The following is a 19,278-nucleotide window of genomic DNA, read 5'->3' as shown; positions in this document are numbered from 1 at the left end:
TTCTGTTTACATCCTGCTTGGAACGAAGTATAATAGCTTCAAAACATACTCGTGATATAGAGGAAGCACCTCAAACCTAGGCATTAACGCCTTCGTTTGAGGTGCTTTTTCTATTTTACTCGAAGCGAGTTTGTAAAACTCTTTGAAAATAAAATAAAGTAAGGAGAAGTGTATGTATCGAAAAACTAAGCGAAAGGTAAGGAAGTATAGGAAGTGGGTGTATGGATTTTTGGCTGTAGTCCTACTATTAACGATGATTCCCATATTTCCGGAAAGGGTATCCGCTGCTGCTCAGGAGATCATTGGGGGCCCTTTTTGCCAAAACAATTTGCCGGGTGGGGGCGATAGTTGGGGTTCTTGGTCAGGAAATGGGATAGGAGCAACAGAAGTATACACTGGCACGGGTTCGGCGAGGTATAAATGTGATGGGACTACACAGCCGACAAATCGTTTTATTGATATTGGAAGATCTATTAAGGCTTCGGATTACAAGATTTTTGTTTATATTGAAGGGTCTTATCATACCGATATATATACGTCTAATGCCGCCGCAGGCGACAGTTGGGGGCCTAACGGAACGAATCTATATACATGGATTAATGTAAGGAAATTCTATGCTGATAGCTATTACCAGGGAAAATGGATAGATATCACCGACTCAATTACATTAAGGGATGTTCGCTATTTCAGAGCGATGGGAACTAACCAACAGACAAGTAATGAAATATCCAAGTTTGGGGTCCGTGTTATTCCCAAATCGGACCTCATGCCTAAACCACCCCAGATTCACGCAGACGCAGAGGGACAAGCTGTTACAGGGTGGACCAAAGACCCTGTAACCGTGTGGATCGATGGAGATGTGGCTCCTGAAGGATTAAAATACTATGAATATAGTCTGAACGGAGGAGCATTTCAGCAATACACCGGGCCTTTCACTGTCTATGACCATGGTGTAAATACAATCTATGCCCGGACAGTGGATGTGAATGACCAGTATAGTGGCCTTTCTTCCGGGAATGTTCGAATAGACAAGATGCCACCAACTCCCCCTAGCATAGAAGCAACAGGGAATAGTAATGACTATACGATTTCATTACAACCAGGTGTAGACGATTATTCTGGACTAGCCCATACTCAATTTCGTATGACAGGCGTTGTGAATCAGGATTGGCAGGATTATAGTGAAGCGTTTCATGTGAATAAAGATGGTAAAAGCACGGTACATGCACGCTCCATTGACAGCGTCGGTAATGTGAGCCGAGAAGTAAGCAAGGAAGTCACTATTGATAAAAAGGGACCGACGGCTCCTGTCATCCGGGCTAGTGAAACAGGCCCAACGAACCGTGATGTGAATATTACCATTGATTCAGGAAGTGACCCTATAAATGGAATTAAGATGACACAGTATCGCTTGAATCCATCTGGGGAGTGGTTGACCTACAAGGGTACTTTTACATTAAACACAGAAGGAATTTACGAATTATCAGCACGGACGATCAATAATCTTGATGTGTCTAGTTCAATCGTAACTCAATCGGTTATGATTGATCGAACCAAGCCAACGGCTCCAAAAGTTACGTTTTCCGAGGTGACGATACCTACTCGATATACCAATAAGCCAGTTCAGTTTGCTCTATCGGGTGCGACGGATACTACAGCAGTACATTATGAATATCAATTAGGTTCTGGCGCTTATGTGTCTGGTTCATCGGGAATATTAAAGGGTTCGGGGGTCATACAATTGACTGCACAAGCTGTAGATGCAGCTGGAAATCGAAGCGATCCGGTGTCCGCGGTGTCTTATATTGATTTGGAACCACCGACGATCCAACTGACGCCGGATTCGCGTGAATGGAAAGATACTCATATTCCTGTAAGGATACGATATGCCGATCAGCATTCGGGGATTGAGTCATCCACAATGCAGTATAAAATCACGAACAGCCCTGATTCACCCGAAAACTGGGATGCTGCAGCTGACACAACAATCCAGATGGATCTTTCAAATGAAGGTGAATGGTATGTTCATGCCAAGGTCAAAGATAGGGTGGGTAACATTTATGAAACGGTTAGCGGTGCACTTCGCATTCAAAACCAGCCCCAGTCGGTTGTGCTCTCTGCGACATCCGTACGAAATACAGAAGCTGATTTGCAGTGGACACTCCCGTCGGGCCTTGACGATGGTTACGTCTATACAGTCCGAAATATAACAACTAATGAGGTTTGGGATGTTACGCATCCGACAAATTCTTTTACAGATAGAGGGCTACAAGGAGGACGACAATACGAATATGAAGTGCGTTCTAGTAATCATGTAGGAGGCAATGCGTATTCCAATCGAGTCCATGTATTAACGTTACCTGATGCTCCTGATCATATCCAGTTACGACCTGTCTCTCGTCATTCTACAGAAATCATGGCTGACTTTACGCCAGTTTCATCAGCTAACAGATATAATATTACAGCAGCAGACGTAAGTACGGGAGAAATCATATTTAAGGATACGGTTACACAGGATGTGTATAATCCAATTACGGGAATGAAGCCTGGTAAATATTACGATATTTCTGTATCAGCTATTAATGACACTGGAGAGGGTACAGCAAAGCATGTATCTTTTCTAAGCCTACCAGACAGCCCGAACGGATTCCGGAATGTAACTGTAAGAGAAAATGGAATCGACTTGAAGTGGAATTCTGTAATCACTGCCACCTACTATGCCCTAGAACGTAATGAAGTATCGGTTTATAACGATGTGTATACAGAATTCACCGATACTGATCTTCAGGCGGGAACAGAGTATGATTATAACGTTTCCGCTGAAAATGCAACAGGATTCGGAGACTATGCTCATCTGGGAGTCATCACTTTACCTGATCGAGTAACTACATTATCGGGTGTGACGAAGGATGTGTATGCTGTCAGTGTTGAGTGGCAGGATGTGCAGGGGGCTGAAGGATACATCTTGAATGTTAACGATGAACCGAAGGTCCGGGTTGCGCGTGGTATTCATTCTTATACTTTTGAGGGCTTGCCAGCGGGCAGGTCTGCCAATATTAAAATACGAGCCTACAATCGAAGTGGTACGAGTAAAGATACTTCTATCAACGCATTAACACTACCAATTTCGGCTGTACAACTTGCAACTGTAGATGTTCGCGAGCACGATGCCATATTGATATGGGCCTCGGTTGATGGGGCAACTCAATATAAGGTGACGATCAACGGTCAAGATTATTATAGTACGGAACCACGTGTGGTTATAGCTGGTTTAACAGGTGGGAGTAACTATGATTTTCAAGTGAGCAGTGGGAACAGTAGTGGTTTTAGCCAGCCAGCGTTGGGTGAGCTGCTGACACTTCCTCCTGAAGTACAAAATGTGAATGTTACAGAACATGAGGCTGGCCAGATTTCACTGAGCTGGGATGAAATCAAGAGCGCTTATCAATATACTGTAACCCGTAAAGATACGGGGGAAGTTTTTAACACCAGAGATGCCCATATTAAGCTTTCAGGTATCCAGCCTGGTATGATTTACTCGTTTGGTATACAGGCCGTGAATACAACGGGGGCAGGTAATTTAGCTCCGTTTACGTATCGCGCTTTGCCAGGTCAGATATCAGACAGTAGATTGACTGTGAAAAAAGTAACAGATACCGATTTGGTTGTTACGTGGAAAGAAGCTCCGGGTGCAGATGCCTACAATGTCTACCAAAACGAGATGCTTATCGGTCATACGACCACCCATGAATTTAAAGTAGATGGATTGGATAGTTCTACATTGTATCGTATTACCGTCAAGCCATTGAACACAAGTGGTGAGGGTAAGCAGACAGAAGGTGAAGTGGAGACGCTGCCGTCTCCAGCATTTGCGTTTTCGAAGATGGAAACAACGAATAGTGAGTTTATCATCCATTGGGAATCTGACCATGAGAATGATATTTTCGTCCTCGCCAGTGAAGGAGGAACAGAGCTATATCGTGGTAAGGATCGAGGCTATATCTGGAGACAGCTTAAAGAGAAGCGGTTGTATACCGTTCAACTTTGGGCAGAAAATAGTCAAGGAAAACGCACAGAGGCAAAACAAGCGAATGGCAAAACAACGGGTAATACTGTGGAAGCAGGTGGCGGAGCAGGAGGGGCGGAGAGTGTAAAACCGATTCAGCCTGTTATAAAGGAACCGATAGAAACAGAGCACATTCAAGATTCAACCGTTGAAAAGAAGCCAAATCATTTTAGTGACATTGATCGGATATTTAATAGAGAAAAAATAAATGTGCTTGCTGATTTGGGTGTAGTAAAGGGAACAACCCACACGCTATTTGAGCCGAACAGACCTGTAACGCGTATGGAGTTCACTTCTATGCTGGTCCGTTCCTTGAAATTACCGCTCGAAACGGATGTGACTTTAGGCTTCGAGGATATCAATCCATCGGCGTGGTATGTGGATCTGCTCAAAACGGCGATTAAAGATCAGGTCGCTCGCGGGTTTAGTAATAGAGAGTTTGGCCCAGATCGTGTCATTAACCGTGAGCAGGCGGCTAAAATGGTGAATAACATTATCAAAGCTATACCACAGCAAGAAAGCAGTGCATACTCGGATTCCTCTCAAATTGTAGAGTGGGCCAGAAAGGATGTACTTGGTCTAACCGAAATTAATTTAGTACAAGGATATCCAGATGGTAGCTTCCGTGCCAAGCAGGAGGTCACACGTGCAGAAGCAGCAGAGATGATTTATAACATGCTTCAAATGAAATAGAATGAATCAAGGGGCGGCGTTGGCCAGCCCCTTTTTTGTGTATACTAACTTATTCCGCAATAGCGGGGTTTAGATTGGATGCTCTGTAGGCAGGAACGCCATTAATGAGTGCGGTTCTTAGCTGAACATATCGTAAACCATAATAGGAGGTTGTACTACTCATTCCCGATGAAAGTACAGTTATTTTATAATATGAAAAAGGAATCTCATTACTAAATTGATAGGTTGTTTTTACAGTGGTTGGCAAAGTTTCGACTTCACCTAACCTAAACCAATTTTCTCCGTCTCTAGAGCCGTGAAAAGAAAATGAAAGTATAAAAGCTCGAGAAGATGGCTGAGCTAAAAGAATATCATTGATCGTCTTACCTGTATCTAATTTAAAGATGATTTCTCCACCTTTACCGTTTAAGCTGCTTTCCCAATAGAGATTATTATCAATTAAAACATTTTTCGGAAAAGTATTTTTGGAATCTCCGTTGGTTGATACATTTTCCTCTGCTATAACAACAGGATCCATGGAAAAAGTATAGTTGTCTGGATTTTGACTGAATTTTGCCATGTTGAAATTCCTCCTTAAGTTTAATTTTTGAATGTGTTGAAAAGGTTGATATATATCATTTATATGAAACTCTCTATGAATATATTCCTTGATCATGGAATGCATACTAGTGTTTAAGCGGTCTGACATCATAATAGCAAACTCATTTGCGGGCGGGGAGTTGCATGTTTAGAATATAAATAACTAAATGAGGTGCGAGAAAGGAAATGGATCGAATATGAAAATATACACTTATTATTTGGGAAATGGCATATTCCCTTTGGATTGGGAAGTTTGTTTTAGTACTGTTGAGGAATATAAAAGAAAATTATTTGAGAAGTACACCGCTTCCCAAGAATACAATGATTTTGTAATAGGCGGATTTAATGTGCTTACCGACAAAATAGATGCGATTTTGAATTATGCTTTAGAGAACTTTCGAAAAGAATTTCCTCATAATTATGAGTTGCGTTGTCCGGCTATGATATTCCCGTTGCCAAGAGGTGATGAAAGTAATGGTGCTGAGTTTGCTATTGTTTTAAAACGTGATGAAGATGGAGATACAATGGTCTATTCTCCACTCCCATTGTCATATTTAGAAAGAAGTTAATACTCTGCTGAGAGAAAATGGGAAACCAATTGTTGGATAATGTAAGGCTATTCCGGGTTTTCCTCTGGCTATATGGAGTGCGTTGATTTGTGTCGAAGAGATCTCTATGTTTCGAATTAAGTATTGGAGGTTGCTCCAGCAAGATATTCCGGCAAATTGTTACGGAGCAGTTTTCGGAGTACAGGCACGGATGGGCACTTGCCTACATACAATAAACAGACCGCAAGCCCGGTAAGTAACAAAGGCCGGTAAGTTCGCAACTACCTCAGGAGGTGTCATCCGTGCCCGGACTATTTAGCGCTATCGCTCTGTTCATCAAGGAATTGACGCTACTCGTTTCCTACGTGAAAAACAACGCCTTTCCGCAGCCATTGACTGAGAAAGAGGAAGCTCGACACCTAAAGCTTTTTGCCGAAGGCAACGCACACTCTCGTAACACACTCATTGAACATAACCTACGGCTGGTGGCCCATATTGTGAAAAAATTCGATAACACCGGTGAAGATTTGGAGGACCTTATATCCATCGGCACCATCGGACTGATCAAGGCCATCGAAAGCTTTCAGACCGGGAAAGGCACCAAGCTGGCAACATTTGCAGCCCGTTGTATAGAAAATGAAATCCTGATGCATTTACGATCCCTGAAAAAAACACGCAAAGACGTATCACTTCACGATCCTATAGGGACTGATAAGGAAGGCAACGAGATTACTTTGATTGATATCCTCGGCACCGAGGCGGACGATATTGTAGATAAAGTACAGCTCAAAATCGAGAAGAGTAAAATCTATCGCAACCTGGATATTTTAGATGAGCGTGAAAAAGAAGTAGTTATTGGTCGATTCGGCCTAGAAGCCGGAGGTGAAGAACGTACACAGCGGGAAATCGCCAGAGAGCTGGGGATTTCGCGTTCGTATGTGTCCCGCATTGAAAAGCGTGCATTAATGAAGCTGTACCATGAATTTTACAAGCAGAAGGGGTAATGGATAAGGAGATATATGAACCCACTTGAGGCCCTTTACAGGGCCTTTTTAGGTCTTTTTCATAATTCAATTACTTGCTTCTTTACGCTGAAAAGCGCTAGGGAATTTTCCTATAAGTGTGGTTACTCGTTCAGCTAGTTGGCTCTCTTGGATTGAATTTATTTCCCTACATATTCATCCAAAAAGTGATCTACTCTTTTGAAATATTCAGTGGGGTAATGGTTGATGGCATCGATGTGCTCCGTATTTTGCGGGTACCATACTTCTGCTTTTGGGTTATCTTTTAAGGACTCGTAAATAATTTCTGTATTTTTATAACTAATTTGCTGATCTCCAGTACCATGAATGAGCATAACTGGCTTGTCTTGCATCTTTTTTACCGCATCCATAGGAGATATGGAATCAAGATCAACCTTAAAGGCCCAATTTGCCATCCATGTCGATGTATAACTGAATGGAAACGCAGGTAAACCTGAAAAGAAGGGCAAACCCTCTCTCAGAAATAGACCAGCATTACGAAAAGGACTATCCGCAATTACGGCTTTGATGTCATCACTTTCACTTGCGGCTAGCAAAGAAGTAGCAGCACCCATTGAAAAACCGATAACTCCAATGTTATCACCCGTATGGTCTCTCGATTTTAAATAGCTTACAGCTCCTAGCAAATCATATTTTTCATTGAGGCCCAGCGTAATCAAATCACCATCGGACTTACCTTGTGAACTGAGGTCAAATGCCAATACATTGTAGCCTTTCGGAACGAAGTGCTCTACTAACTTTTGGGTCCGCCCTTTGACTAAACGATTGCTCGTATATCCATGGACGACAATAATCGTTTTACTACTTGATTTACCAGAAAGACCACTTGCAGGAAAGAAGGAACCTCTAATCGTATTATCATTTTTTTCACTCTTGAACTCGACCTCTTCATAGGGAGTTTTATCGATATTTAATCCGTAGCTGACATTAGTGTCTCTAGGATGGTGCAACAAGGTGTCTACTACTTTATAAGATATAAAAAATACAAGAGCCGTCACAAGCAAAAGCACGATCCCTAGGCTCCATAAAATTTTCTTTCGTTTTTTCACACGAACGTTAAATGTCAGATCGGGTTGTAATGATGCTTGACTCATTCAGACTCCTCCAGTTTTTCTTTAGGTTGTATGGGTGCGAACAAATAAAAGGCATGCCCCTTCAGATTTTCCCACTCGGGATGATGAATAATACTTTCTCCAAGAGTTAAGCCCACTCCATTTAAGAAAGAGATATAGGCACGAGAGATCATTGCTGGAGAAAAGCTTTTGTTGAATTCTCCCATTAACTGTCCCTTGGCATAGACGCATTCGATCGCATCTGTCATTACCTTTATACTTTCAAGGACCTTCTGTGTAAGTTCGGGGAATTTTACTCGTTGTCCTAAGACAGATTGAACAAGTCGCAATTCATTTATATAGGAGTAGATATGGTTGAATTGTTCTGCCACCATGCTTTTAATCAATACGCCCGGCGTCCCCTCTTGTTGTAGACAAGCAAGTGATTTCGCCTGAATATCAGCAAGCGGCTCAAGGACAGCAGCGTAGTATAAAGCTTCTTTGCTGGGGAAATATTGAAAAATGGTTCCAGGAGTCACTCCCACACTCTGCGCAATGATCGCCGTTGTGGTATTAGAATATCCACTTTCTGCGAACAGGACAACAGCTTCTTCTAGAATACGTTTACGCCGCTCCAGTCTTTTTTCTTCATTGATGGGTCTTGCCAAATGTATTCTCCTCTCTTTAAACTAAACTTCAATTAATTAAATGAATGATTATTTAATTAATAATATATCTTAAATTATGACTTATAGCAAGAGTGAAATTTATCTTACTTACGAGCAGGATGAACCTCAACATATAAAAATAAGCCGAAGGCTGCCCAACATGCGCCTCCGGCTTGTTTTATCAGGTTATTTTGGATGAGTACACGCTCCACCTTCCTTAAATGAATAAAACAATGAATATTTGGAGGATCTCATACCCTTCGGTACCATCGGCCTGATGAAGGACATTGAAAGCTTTCAGACTGGGAAAGGCACCAAGCTGGCAACATTTGCAGCCCGTTGTATAGAAAATGAAATCCTGATGCATTTGCGATCTCTGAAAAACATGCAAAGACGTATCACTCTTACGGAACGCAGACGTAGAGGCGAGTCAAAATTTTCGCACGATGACTCTACGAGAAAATTTGTTTATACTTTAACTACTTAATAGTGAATGTAATGGATATGAGGTGGAACTAATGATTCTGGTAAGTTCGTGTTTGGCGGGCATGAAGGTACGATATAACGGGACGGATAGCCTGGATGTATATATACAGAAGTTGGTAGAGGAAAAGAAAGCTGTGACAATCTGTCCTGAGCTTTTGGGGGGCTTTGTGACTCCGAGAGAGCCTGCTGAGATTGTTGGAGGGACAGGCGAGGATGTGCTGAACGGCACAGCCAAGGTGGTCGAGTTTTCAGGCAACGATGTCAGCGATATGTACATTAGGGGTGCGTACGAAGCCTTGAATATAGCCAGAGAGGTTAACGCAACGCATGTTGTTTTAAAAGAAAACAGCCCGTCCTGCGGATCAGCAGCAATATATAATGGGTCATTCGAAAATCGTAAAATAGCTGGTAATGGGGTAACCTCGGCTTTGTTAAAAAAGGAAGGCTTTAAGGTCATATCGGAAGAACAAATTTCGGATATTTTCTTGGATTAGAATATGTAATGGTAAATCAAGCGCCTTGCTAGCTTACAGGCTTATACCTGCAGAGCGTAAGACGCTTGTTTGTGCTGTATGCCGCTATATGATATAGACATCACATTATTTAAGCTTTAATGCAAGAATCCCCAAGTATTCCTTGAGGGCTGTTCCGGTTGTAGACATGGCTCCAGCAGACGGCGAGAGTTTGCCAGCATACAGTGACAGCTTTTCACTTGCCAGATAGTCGGTAGGATAAGCTACGACCTGCATGTCTGCACGCTGAAATTCCAGTGCAGCACGGGGCATATGGAAAGCGGAGGTCACCAGAACAGCTCTAGTGAGTTGATGTTTTTTTAAAATTTGCGATGTATATACGGCATTTTGCTGTGTGTTCAAAGAACGGTTTTCGATCAGAATGTCCTTTGCCGGAATACCGAGTCCCAGTAACTGTCTTTGTGCAATATTCGCCTCATTACCACTGTCTCCAAACACTTGCCCGCCGGAGAAAAGAATGGGTAAGCCTGTTGCTTCATGCAATCTGGCCGCAGTGAGCAGTCGATTAGCCGCAGATCCTAGCAGATTGCCTTGTCCATTGATGTCGGGGGTTCCCTGTGTGGCTCCGCCCCCAAGCACAACAATGACATCGCCTTGAACAGTACGGGGTTGTGGGTACTGTTTTTCCAGGCTACTGATTAACAAATCTCCAGCCAGATTGGTCGAGGAAACATACAGCAGCAATGTGACAAGAAGCAGTACGACCGCAGGTATACGCGCCCTTTTCCATAGCCAAATCACGAGCCCTGCCATCACGAGGATGAACAAACCGGGAGGGAGCACAAAGCTGTACAAAAATTTGATGATATAAATCAAGTGCAGACAACCTCCTATCCTTATAAGCTTTATCTGTCTTTTTGGTATATTGTAACATAGGCAACTGACTGGATTCCTCTGTCCGAAGACATACCTCGATGAAAAAACGGGCATGAAAGTTGGAGCTTTCCAATACATATTTTTTGTTTGATAAAGTTGTTCTGTAGGCGTAGTATATAAAGTCTAGTGATTTTTTTCATAGAGGAGCGATAGCGTCATGGGAGAGTTAACGACAGCCAAGCGGATGATGATGATCGCGCTACTGGTTGTGTTGTGGGGCATTTCTTGGCCCATTTATAAAGTTGCATTGGAATTCACACCTCCACTATTGTTTGCAGGACTACGTACACTGCTGGGCGGTCTGCTATTGGGAGTGATTTTAGTACCGAGATGGAATCGCATTCGTTGGAAAGAAAATTGGCGGGTGTATGCTATTTCAGGTATTTTTAACGTGGTATTGTTTTATGGTCTGCAAACGGTGGGGCTGATGTACGTCCCCTCTGGCTTGTTTTCTGTGCTGGTATATCTCCAGCCTGTACTGGTCGGCATTTTTGCATGGATGTGGCTAGGGGAAGCGATGTCCAGACTTAAAGTGCTTGGATTGGTCATCGGATTTTTGGGCGTTGCGGCTGTCAGTGTCGGCGGATTTTCAGGACATGTGGCTGTGGCAGGTGTAATCCTCGCCATTATTACAGCCGTGAGCTGGGCATTGGGAACGGTATATGTGAAAAAGGTAAACCAGCGTGTGGATTCGCTGTGGCTGGTTGCATTTCAATGTACACTGGGAGGCATCGTGCTGACGGGAGCTGGAACGGTGACGGAAAGCTGGTCGGATATCGTATGGAATGTCCCGTATGTGTCAGGGCTGATATTCGGCACGGTGCTGGGAATTTCACTTTCCTGGTTGCTGTATTTCACACTTGTTAATTCAGGGGATGCGAGCAAGATTGCGTCTTATACGTTTTTGGTGCCTGTGATCTCGGTGTTTGTCAGCTCGTTGGTGCTGGGCGAAGCGATTACGGCTTTCCTGCTGATCGGGTTGATCTTAATCGGGCTTAGCATTTATTTGGTGAATCGCAGAGTGAGAGTAGTACGGCAAGCTTGAAAATAGGATATGGTACAAGCAAGGACTCTGCGCAGGTAGCAGGGTCCTTTTTTAGAGGATTTTAACACCTGTCCGGCGAATTTTTAGGAAGAATGAAACGGGTTCGGCTGAAACGAATTTGATCTATAAGGAGGGGTTCAAGCATGATCCAGCTTCAAAATGTCAAACGGTATAAGTCTGCCAAGCGGATAATAGTTGCATTTGTTTTATTGGCAAGTGTGGCAATCGGACTGAACGATGGAGAGTTTGCTCAGGCAGCGGGAACTTCTGCATCTATAAAGCAAGGTCAGAGAACTGCAAGTGTCCGTGTTTATTTTAACGGAAATATGATGTCGTTTCCCAAAGGAGAGTCATTCATAAACAAGGGACAGGTCATGATTCCTATTACAGATGCTGCTCTGCCAGGAATAGCCACGGATTATGACCCCAAAACACAGACGCTTACACTTACCAATGGTATAGCCAGTCTGGGTTCCGGTCGAATAAAGGCTAACTCCAATATAGGTTTTGTACATAACAGGAAGGTTACTTACGACGTTTCAGCCAGTAGCATTCGTGGAACGCTTTATGTTCCTCTGGCATTTATCAGTGATGTGGTCGGAGGCAAGCTCGAATGGAAGAAAAACGAACGAATGGCTAGCATAAGCTATCCTCAGTTGGTTGGGGAATCGGAGGAAAGCAAGGGCTATTTGCTGGATGCAAGCAGCGGAGTATTGTACCGTAAAGAGGATGGCGGCCGTATCCGTGCGCTCAGTCCAACAAATATTAAATTGAAAGAAGATTATTTTGGCATGACGAAAATCATTTCAACCAAGGTTACGGAGGATGCAGATTTGGTTACGGTATGGCAAGCGTATGGCGAGCCCATGATTAATGACGATTTTTATACGCTGTTCGTCCAGAAAGGAGAGGTACTTCGTCAGGCAAAGGCTCATTATTGGAATTTTAATGCCAACAATATCAAGCTTTATAATGGTAAAGCAGTCATGAACGATGGACAGACCGTTCGTCTGATTGACGCTAATGGTTCTGTAAAAGAAATATGGAATATGGGGAAGCTTTCCGGTCGTTTGAAGGACAGCTTTGCGGTGGAAGGCATGGGCGAGGGGTTTATTCTTGCCAGATCGAATGATGAGGGCTTTTTAATATTAATTAATCTTAAAACCCACCAGTCATTGTTGGTGTATGAGTTGCTTCAATTAGCTCCTGAGCAACTGAACGGATTCAGGGAAGATGGTATTAAGTTTATCGGTCAGAACAAAAATGACGGTGAACTGCGCTTCGAGCTACATGATAGTAAAGGACGGCCTCAAACGTTCAAATATGCTTTGTGAATGGGTTTAAGGCGTCGATCAGACGCCTCATATTACATAAAACTTCACAAATATCCGAATTGTTCACTCCTCAGGTCACTCCTTTGTTCATGAAGCATGAGAGGCTTCACTTTTTATTTTGAATGCGCTTACATAAAATATAGCTATACGGCGGCAGTGCTACAAACCTTGCTGTCGGCAACGTATACAGAGGGGGAGTGACTCACATTGAATCAGCCTATGCCCAAAAATTCTGCAATGCTTACAGCGGATTCCCGCCTGAACGGTAAGAGGCTGGGAACGGGTAGAAAACACGGTTTTTTCTATGAACTGTTCCGCAATCGAGTATTATTTCTGATGCTGTTGCCCACTTTAATTTTTTTCTTCATTAATTCTTACATTCCTATGGTGGGTATTTATTATGCATTTACCCAGTTCGACTTTAATACCAGCCTGTTTGATGCCAAGTTCGTCGGACTCCAAAATTTTCGCTTCTTATGGCAGTCCGGCACGTTGACAAAACTAACATTGAATACGGTCGGATACAACGCAGCGTTTATTTTACTTGGTAACGTGTTAGCAATTGTTCTCGCTATTTTACTAAATGAGCTGCGAGGCCGCTACTTTAAAAAGATCGCTCAATCTGTGATGTTCCTGCCTTATTTTGTTTCTTTCGTTATTCTAAGTGTCATCGTGTATAACATATTTAATTATGATAATGGTTTTCTGAATACGCTGCTGCTGCAACTTGGTGGTGAACGCGTGGATGTATACAACAAACCATGGGTATGGATTTTCCTGATTATCCTGTTCTATTTATGGAAAAATCTTGGCTACAGTATGGTGATCTATCTAGCAGCGATTACAGGTATCAGTGACGAATATTATGAGGCAGCTAAAATGGATGGAGCCAACATTTTTCAGCGAATCTGGTACATTACCGTTCCGATGCTTAAATCGACATTCGTTGTGCTGCTGTTGTTTGCGCTTGGTAGTATTATGAAAGGACAATTTGATCTTTTCTATCAATTAATCGGCAACAATGGGGTGCTGTACAATACGACGGATATTTTGGACACTTATGTGTACCGTTCGCTGAAAGTGACTTTTGATGTGGGTATGGCTTCAGCGGCAGGCGTGTACCAATCCTTGTTCGGCTTTGTACTGATCATGACCGTGAACTACATCATCCGCAAGTTGAACGACGAATATGCCTTATTCTAGAAAGGAGGACCCAAACGGATGACGATCAAAGAGGATGTATACACTCGAATTTTTAAAATTATCTCTTATGTGATTATCATTATGGCTTCCATTGCTTGTTTACTCCCGTTCCTACTTATTATTTCGGCTTCACTGACCAGTAATGAATCGATTATCAGGGATGGATATCACTTTATACCACAGCAATTCTCACTGGAAGGTTACCGGACGGTGTTCACCTTTCCTGAAGAGGTGTTAAGGGCGTACGGGGTGACGATTTTTACCACGGTTGTAGGTACGACGTTGGGCCTGTTCCTGATGACGATGGCAGGATATGTGCTGGCACGCAAAGATTTTAAATACCGCAATGCGTTTTCCTTCTATATTTACTTTACGACGCTGTTCGGGGGCGGGTTGGTACCTTGGTACATTATGCTGACGAAGTATTTAGGATTGCTTGATACGTATACAGTGCTTATTTTTCCGGGATTGATGACTCCGTTTCTGATCATTTTAATGAAAAACTTCATTCGTTCTTCCATGCCGGAAGAGCTGTTCGAGTCCGCTAAAATAGATGGTGCAGGTGATTTTAAAATTTACTATCGAATTGTACTGCCTTTATCCACACCGGGTATTGCCACTGTGGGGCTGTTTCTGGCCTTGGCTTACTGGAATGACTGGTTCTCATCCTCACTCTTTATTAACGATCCGCATAAATACCAGTTGCAATATTATCTGTATAATGTAATTAACTCCATGCAATTTATCGCTCAAATGGGTGCAGGTACTGGCGTATCCCTTTCAAGTGATATGCCGACAGAATCGACGAAAATGGCAATGGCGATCGTGGTTACTGGACCCATTTTGCTGCTGTACCCGTTCATTCAGCGTTACTTTGTCAAGGGGCTGACCATTGGCGCGGTAAAAGGCTGAAGCGACACTAACGGGCTTAGATGGCATAACGTGCTGACGGTATGCCATCAAAGCAGCACTTTTTATAAGCGTTTTATTTAAACAGACTACCATTTCAAAGGGAGGATTCACATGACATTCACAAAGAAAAGAAAACAACGCATGTCCATCCTGATTGCAGTAATGGTCATCATGGCGCTATTAGCCGGATGTGGAGGCGGTAGCGGAAACAGCGCACAAAAAGCAAATGGAGAGGATGATAAATCCCAAAAAGTGCAGCTGCAATTTTATATGCTGGGTGATGCTCCTAAGGATCTGTCTACCATTGAGGCAGAGATTAATAAGTTGGCGGAAAAAGATCTGAATGCCACCGTCAAATTTAACTATACGACGTGGACAGACTGGGATCAAAAATATAAGCTGTTATTGTCTTCGGGTCAGCCTATCGACCTGATATTCACTGCAGATTGGACGCAGTATCAGGCCTATGCCAAGAAGGGCGCATTCCTGCCGCTAGACGATCTGCTGCCTAAGGCCGCACCTGCCCTGCAAAAATTTGTGCCTCAGGACATGTGGGATGGAGTTAAAATCGGAGGCAAAATTTATACCGTGCCTGGCACGTATAAAGAGTATGTCACTAACGGCTTTGTATGGCGTGAGGATTTACGAGAGAAGTACAATTTGCCTAAACCGACAGATATCAAAAGTTACGAGGCTTATATGGATGGGATACGTCAGCATGAACCAAATATGAAAACCGTATCTCTGAACAGCGATATCAAGGGAAATCTACATGACCGATATACCGAATTAGTAACGAAGAGTATAGGTGCCTTGCCTTTTGGCATTGGTATTAAATATGAAAAACCAACAGAGGTTTATAAATTTTGGGGCTCGGATGAGCAAAAAGAAGAGCTGAATACTTACAAACGCTGGGCCGATAAAGGATTCATTCCCAAAAATGTATTAAACGTAAAAGATACGCTTCAGGATCAAGTGACTTCTGGTAAAGCAGCGAGTATTTTCGGTGACAATCCAACCCGGTTTAATGATATGGTCATTAAGCTCAAAGCATCTCACCCGGACTGGAAGCTCGAGTATTACCCATTCCCTTTGACGACAGGTTATGCAACTCCAGTGCATCCGATTCATAACGGCTTTGCAATTCCAAAAAGCAGCCCAAATCCGGCGCGCGCATTAGCTTTTTATGAAAAGCTTGTGACGGACAAACGCTATAACTTGCTCACGCAATATGGTATTGAAGGCAAAAACTACGAAGTCAAAGATGGTTACTACCATATGATAGGTAGCGGCAGTTCTAATGGATTTTCACGCGAAGGTATGAACAGTTGGGCTTGGCGTAACCCGGAATATATGCTGTTTGATTCAGGCTTTGACCGTGTGAAAAAGATTTTTGCTGAGCTGGATAAAATTCAGAAGCCTGACCTGTTTACCGGCTTTGCAGAGGACTACACAACCTACCAAGCAGAAAAAGCAGCTCTAGAACAGGTTGAGAAGCAATATCTGTATCCACTCCAAGCTGGACTGATCGACAATGTAGATCAAGGCTTGCAGACCTTCTTGCAAAAGGCAAACCAAGCTGGTTTGGAGAAAATTCAAACCGAATATACAAAACAATGGGAAGCTTATGTAAAGGAGAAGGGGATTAAATAAAACCTAAAGAATTGTGATAAAGAAGAAAAGCAAGTCTCCAGAAAGTTGGAGGCTTGCTTTTTTTATGTCAGTTTACTTATTGCGCATTTGCTCTAGAACGGCGAAAATCTGTCGGTGTTACGCCCAAGCTACGTTTGAACATGCGATGGAAATAAGAGCTGCTTGCAAATCCGGTTTGTTCTGCTACGTCAGCCACGGACCAGTCGGTCTGTTCCAGTAACTCACAGGCCTTGCGAATACGGAGTTGTTGGATAACGTCCACGATAGTAGACATGGTCTGTTGCTTATATAGCCTGCTGACATAGATCGGCGACATATCCAGCTCTTCCGCAATCTGATTGAGACAAAAATTGGGATCCGTATAGGCCTGCTCCATTCGTTCATTAATTTGTCGCACCAAACGTTCCTGTTTCGTGTTTCGTTTTTCCGATAGACTGGAGCGAATATGATCAAAGACCAATTGATAATGATCAATAAGGTTTTCAGAGGTCTCTAACCGATCTGCGGATGGTAATTCAGGTTTAGATTCTATAGCAAATCCATTGAGCTCACTGATATGCCGAACAGCATTATTCACACTCATGATGAGCCGGGATATCGCCTCTCGAACAGAGGAAAACGGATATTTTTCCATATGCATCAATAATTCTTTGATCATACTGTGTGCATCCTCCGTATGACCAGACAGTAGCATATCCAGCATTTTTTTCTCTTTATCGGCTGGATATACGTAAGTATTTTGGATATCTTCATCTGTAGTGTTTTGCGCATTAATAATGCAGCCATGTCCCTGAAAAAATCGGTGCATAGATGCGTTTTGTACCTGGCGGTACAGCAAATGTAGCCGTTCTGGTTGACTCGTGATGGCACTGTAAGTCAGTGAAACGCTCAGCTTCAAATATTCAAAGCAAGCTTCGCGTATTTGGCGTAATAAAGTTTCTAGTAGTACAGTGTCTGTATGTTCTGCGGGATCGAGAATGTTAAGCATCAGCAGTACACTGTCCTCATCCATATCAACAGTCTCCACCCGGTACGTCTGTCCGCATATTTCAGAAGCAATGTTCATAATTGCAAACTTATAGGGTAGCAGATCAGGTCCACGTTCGCTTTGCCATCGGGTATATTCATCTATGCGTAGCAGCACAAGGCGGTAGTCTTTGTCGAACTGGAACGTAATCCCAAGCTCGCGCAATCGTTCCGGTTCTTCACTGGCAGGGATATTTTGAATTCCCCGAATCACATTTCTTAAAATGTTTTGCCGGATCGTGTACATACTGTTTCGTTTCTCCGATTCCAGTGAATTCATATGCACAACGATTTGGCCAATAGGCGTATACAGCATTTTGGACAGCAGCCACGAAGCCACGAATCCTGCCAATGCAATGATGGCGGCTATCAGTAACATCGCATTACGAATAACACTTGCCATTTTGATAACGCTTTCATATGGTGTGACACTAATATACTGCCAACCTAGTCCGTCCGGGGAGGTGTAGGAAATGAGTGATCTTTTACCATGAAAGTCTTCTACAAAATAGCCTGTTTCTTGTTTTTTGACTCTCGTATGCAACCATAGCTGCTCTTTTTCGTTCAAAGTTTCGTCTGTCAATGTTGTACCAGACAACAGCCTGCCCTGATCGTCTAAAATATAAGCGGTCCCGCCTGAGATTGGATTCGCCGCCATTTCCTTGTTCATCCAGGCCGCCGACACATTCACCATCACAGCCGAATTTATCGCTTCGTTCGAGTTAATTGCGTCATAACATAAATACGTATAGGCTGCGATATCTGGGCTTGCTTGCTCTACTCCAGCTCTGGAGTCTGAGGCAGTCAGCAGCGGATACGTGCGTGGAATAGGCGTAAAGGGTTTATAGTCCTGATAATGATCCAGTACGCGAATGATATCTGTATCAGCCAGTTCATGTTTGCTGAATAACCCGTTTTGACCTTGTGAAGACGCAATGTAGAAAGTGCCGCTTTTAGGGTTAAACACGTAGATGGATTCGATATACGGCATGGAGTTAAGATAATTGTTCAATTCGGTCATGGTAGCGGTTACATCATATACATTAGGTTTGGGATAATACAACAACTTGGATAGGGTACTGCTGCGATACATTTGGAATGCCAACGATTGAGCGATAGATGTCATGTTAATAACCTCTCTGCTTCTCAACGTCAAGCTGTTGTGATTGGCCTCGAATGCCTGCTCCTTTTCCACACGAATATAGTAAAAATAATACACAGTGGTGGATACCAGCAACGTTAGCGTAATACATAACGTAATGCTGACCAGCAATTTGCTGTGAAGCTTATGATGCTTTTTGAAATTGCTCATTTGAACAGGCCTCCTGTCTGTGTGCACGTAGCTGTAAAGTACACCCTATTTATGTATTCATTATACGTGTGATCTTGTGAACAGAACAGTGAACAAACCGATTCTTTGTGAAAAATAATGATTTTTCGTTAAGCAGCTAACCCGTTGGTCAAGTACCGATTTCTAGGTTGAGCCGGAAATCCGCCAGCTAATCTCTTGTTATTTGCATGCCAATGTTTTATATTGACATAAGAGTAGGTCAAAAATAAA

14 protein-coding genes and 1 pseudogene are annotated in these 19,278 nt (G+C 43.0%); 10 read left to right on the top strand and 5 right to left on the bottom strand.

Translation table 11 applies throughout. The features are described from left to right. Positions 1 to 172: 172 nt before the first annotated feature. The gene (locus tag NSS94_RS16620; protein WP_341039676.1) at positions 173 to 4,759 is read left to right on the top strand and encodes a fibronectin type III domain-containing protein; all 4,587 of its coding nucleotides are present in this window, start codon (positions 173 to 175) and stop codon (positions 4,757 to 4,759) included. A 49-nt stretch (positions 4,760 to 4,808) separates the two neighbouring features. On the opposite strand, the gene NSS94_RS16615 is transcribed toward NSS94_RS16620, so the two are convergent. After that, complete coding sequence (locus tag NSS94_RS16615) at positions 4,809 to 5,318, bottom strand: discoidin domain-containing protein (RefSeq protein ID WP_165148903.1); 510 nt, start codon at positions 5,316 to 5,318, stop codon at positions 4,809 to 4,811. A 238-nt stretch (positions 5,319 to 5,556) separates the two neighbouring features. Here NSS94_RS16615 and NSS94_RS16610 point away from each other — a divergent pair, with 238 nt between their 5' ends. Both NSS94_RS16610 and sigK read left to right on the top strand, forming a co-directional pair. Next, positions 5,557 to 5,907: a hypothetical protein gene (locus NSS94_RS16610; RefSeq protein ID WP_318627832.1), complete on the top strand. Its 351-nt coding sequence runs from the start codon at positions 5,557 to 5,559 to the stop codon at positions 5,905 to 5,907. Positions 5,908 to 6,188: 281 nt separating this feature from the next. Further along, positions 6,189 to 6,890, top strand: a complete 702-nt coding sequence (sigK, locus tag NSS94_RS16605) for an RNA polymerase sporulation sigma factor SigK (protein WP_013311218.1) — start codon at positions 6,189 to 6,191, stop codon at positions 6,888 to 6,890. A 158-nt stretch (positions 6,891 to 7,048) separates the two neighbouring features. Here sigK and NSS94_RS16600 read toward each other — a convergent pair whose 3' ends face one another. Both NSS94_RS16600 and NSS94_RS16595 read right to left on the bottom strand, forming a co-directional pair. Continuing rightward, positions 7,049 to 8,023: an alpha/beta hydrolase gene (locus NSS94_RS16600; RefSeq protein ID WP_029515398.1), complete on the bottom strand. Its 975-nt coding sequence runs from the start codon at positions 8,021 to 8,023 to the stop codon at positions 7,049 to 7,051. Then, the gene (locus NSS94_RS16595; protein ID WP_209949463.1) at positions 8,020 to 8,649 is read right to left on the bottom strand and encodes a TetR/AcrR family transcriptional regulator; all 630 of its coding nucleotides are present in this window, start codon (positions 8,647 to 8,649) and stop codon (positions 8,020 to 8,022) included. Before NSS94_RS16595 ends, NSS94_RS16600 begins: the two co-directional genes overlap by 4 nt. 235 nt (positions 8,650 to 8,884) lie before the next feature. Here NSS94_RS16595 and NSS94_RS16590 point away from each other — a divergent pair. Then, positions 8,885 to 9,055, top strand: a pseudogene (locus NSS94_RS16590) (sigma factor); the annotation flags it as partial. A gap of 112 nt (positions 9,056 to 9,167) precedes the next feature. Beyond that, on the top strand, positions 9,168 to 9,629 hold the full coding sequence (locus NSS94_RS16585; RefSeq protein ID WP_039272334.1) for a DUF523 domain-containing protein: 462 nt from the start codon (positions 9,168 to 9,170) through the stop codon (positions 9,627 to 9,629). Between the two features lie 105 nt (positions 9,630 to 9,734). On the opposite strand, the gene NSS94_RS16580 is transcribed toward NSS94_RS16585, so the two are convergent. Continuing rightward, on the bottom strand, positions 9,735 to 10,484 hold the full coding sequence (locus NSS94_RS16580; protein WP_318627835.1) for a YdcF family protein: 750 nt from the start codon (positions 10,482 to 10,484) through the stop codon (positions 9,735 to 9,737). A gap of 217 nt (positions 10,485 to 10,701) precedes the next feature. On the opposite strand from NSS94_RS16580, the gene NSS94_RS16575 reads away from it, so the two are divergent. The 5 genes from NSS94_RS16575 (at position 10,702) to NSS94_RS16555 (ending at position 16,691) form a co-directional block, all read left to right on the top strand. Next, a complete protein-coding gene (locus NSS94_RS16575) occupies positions 10,702 to 11,589 on the top strand; it encodes a DMT family transporter (protein WP_318627836.1) in 888 nt (295 codons plus the stop codon). Between the two features lie 143 nt (positions 11,590 to 11,732). Continuing rightward, positions 11,733 to 12,923, top strand: a complete 1,191-nt coding sequence (locus tag NSS94_RS16570) for a copper amine oxidase N-terminal domain-containing protein (protein ID WP_341039674.1) — start codon at positions 11,733 to 11,735, stop codon at positions 12,921 to 12,923. Positions 12,924 to 13,130: 207 nt separating this feature from the next. Further along, the gene (locus NSS94_RS16565; protein ID WP_029515393.1) at positions 13,131 to 14,126 is read left to right on the top strand and encodes an ABC transporter permease; all 996 of its coding nucleotides are present in this window, start codon (positions 13,131 to 13,133) and stop codon (positions 14,124 to 14,126) included. Positions 14,127 to 14,144: 18 nt separating this feature from the next. Beyond that, complete coding sequence (locus tag NSS94_RS16560; RefSeq protein ID WP_165148921.1) at positions 14,145 to 15,038, top strand: carbohydrate ABC transporter permease; 894 nt, start codon at positions 14,145 to 14,147, stop codon at positions 15,036 to 15,038. Between the two features lie 111 nt (positions 15,039 to 15,149). Then, the gene (locus NSS94_RS16555; protein ID WP_341039672.1) at positions 15,150 to 16,691 is read left to right on the top strand and encodes an extracellular solute-binding protein; all 1,542 of its coding nucleotides are present in this window, start codon (positions 15,150 to 15,152) and stop codon (positions 16,689 to 16,691) included. A gap of 76 nt (positions 16,692 to 16,767) precedes the next feature. On the opposite strand, the gene NSS94_RS16550 is transcribed toward NSS94_RS16555, so the two are convergent. Further along, positions 16,768 to 19,029 (bottom strand): AraC family transcriptional regulator, encoded by a 2,262-nt coding sequence (locus NSS94_RS16550; RefSeq protein WP_341039671.1) that lies wholly within the window; start codon positions 19,027 to 19,029, stop codon positions 16,768 to 16,770. Positions 19,030 to 19,278 lie beyond the last annotated feature (249 nt).

The organism is Paenibacillus sp. FSL L8-0644 (assembly GCF_038008165.1).
Lineage (GTDB): Bacteria > Bacillota > Bacilli > Paenibacillales > Paenibacillaceae > Paenibacillus > Paenibacillus polymyxa_D.
This window is presented reverse-complemented; position numbering and strand designations above follow the sequence as displayed.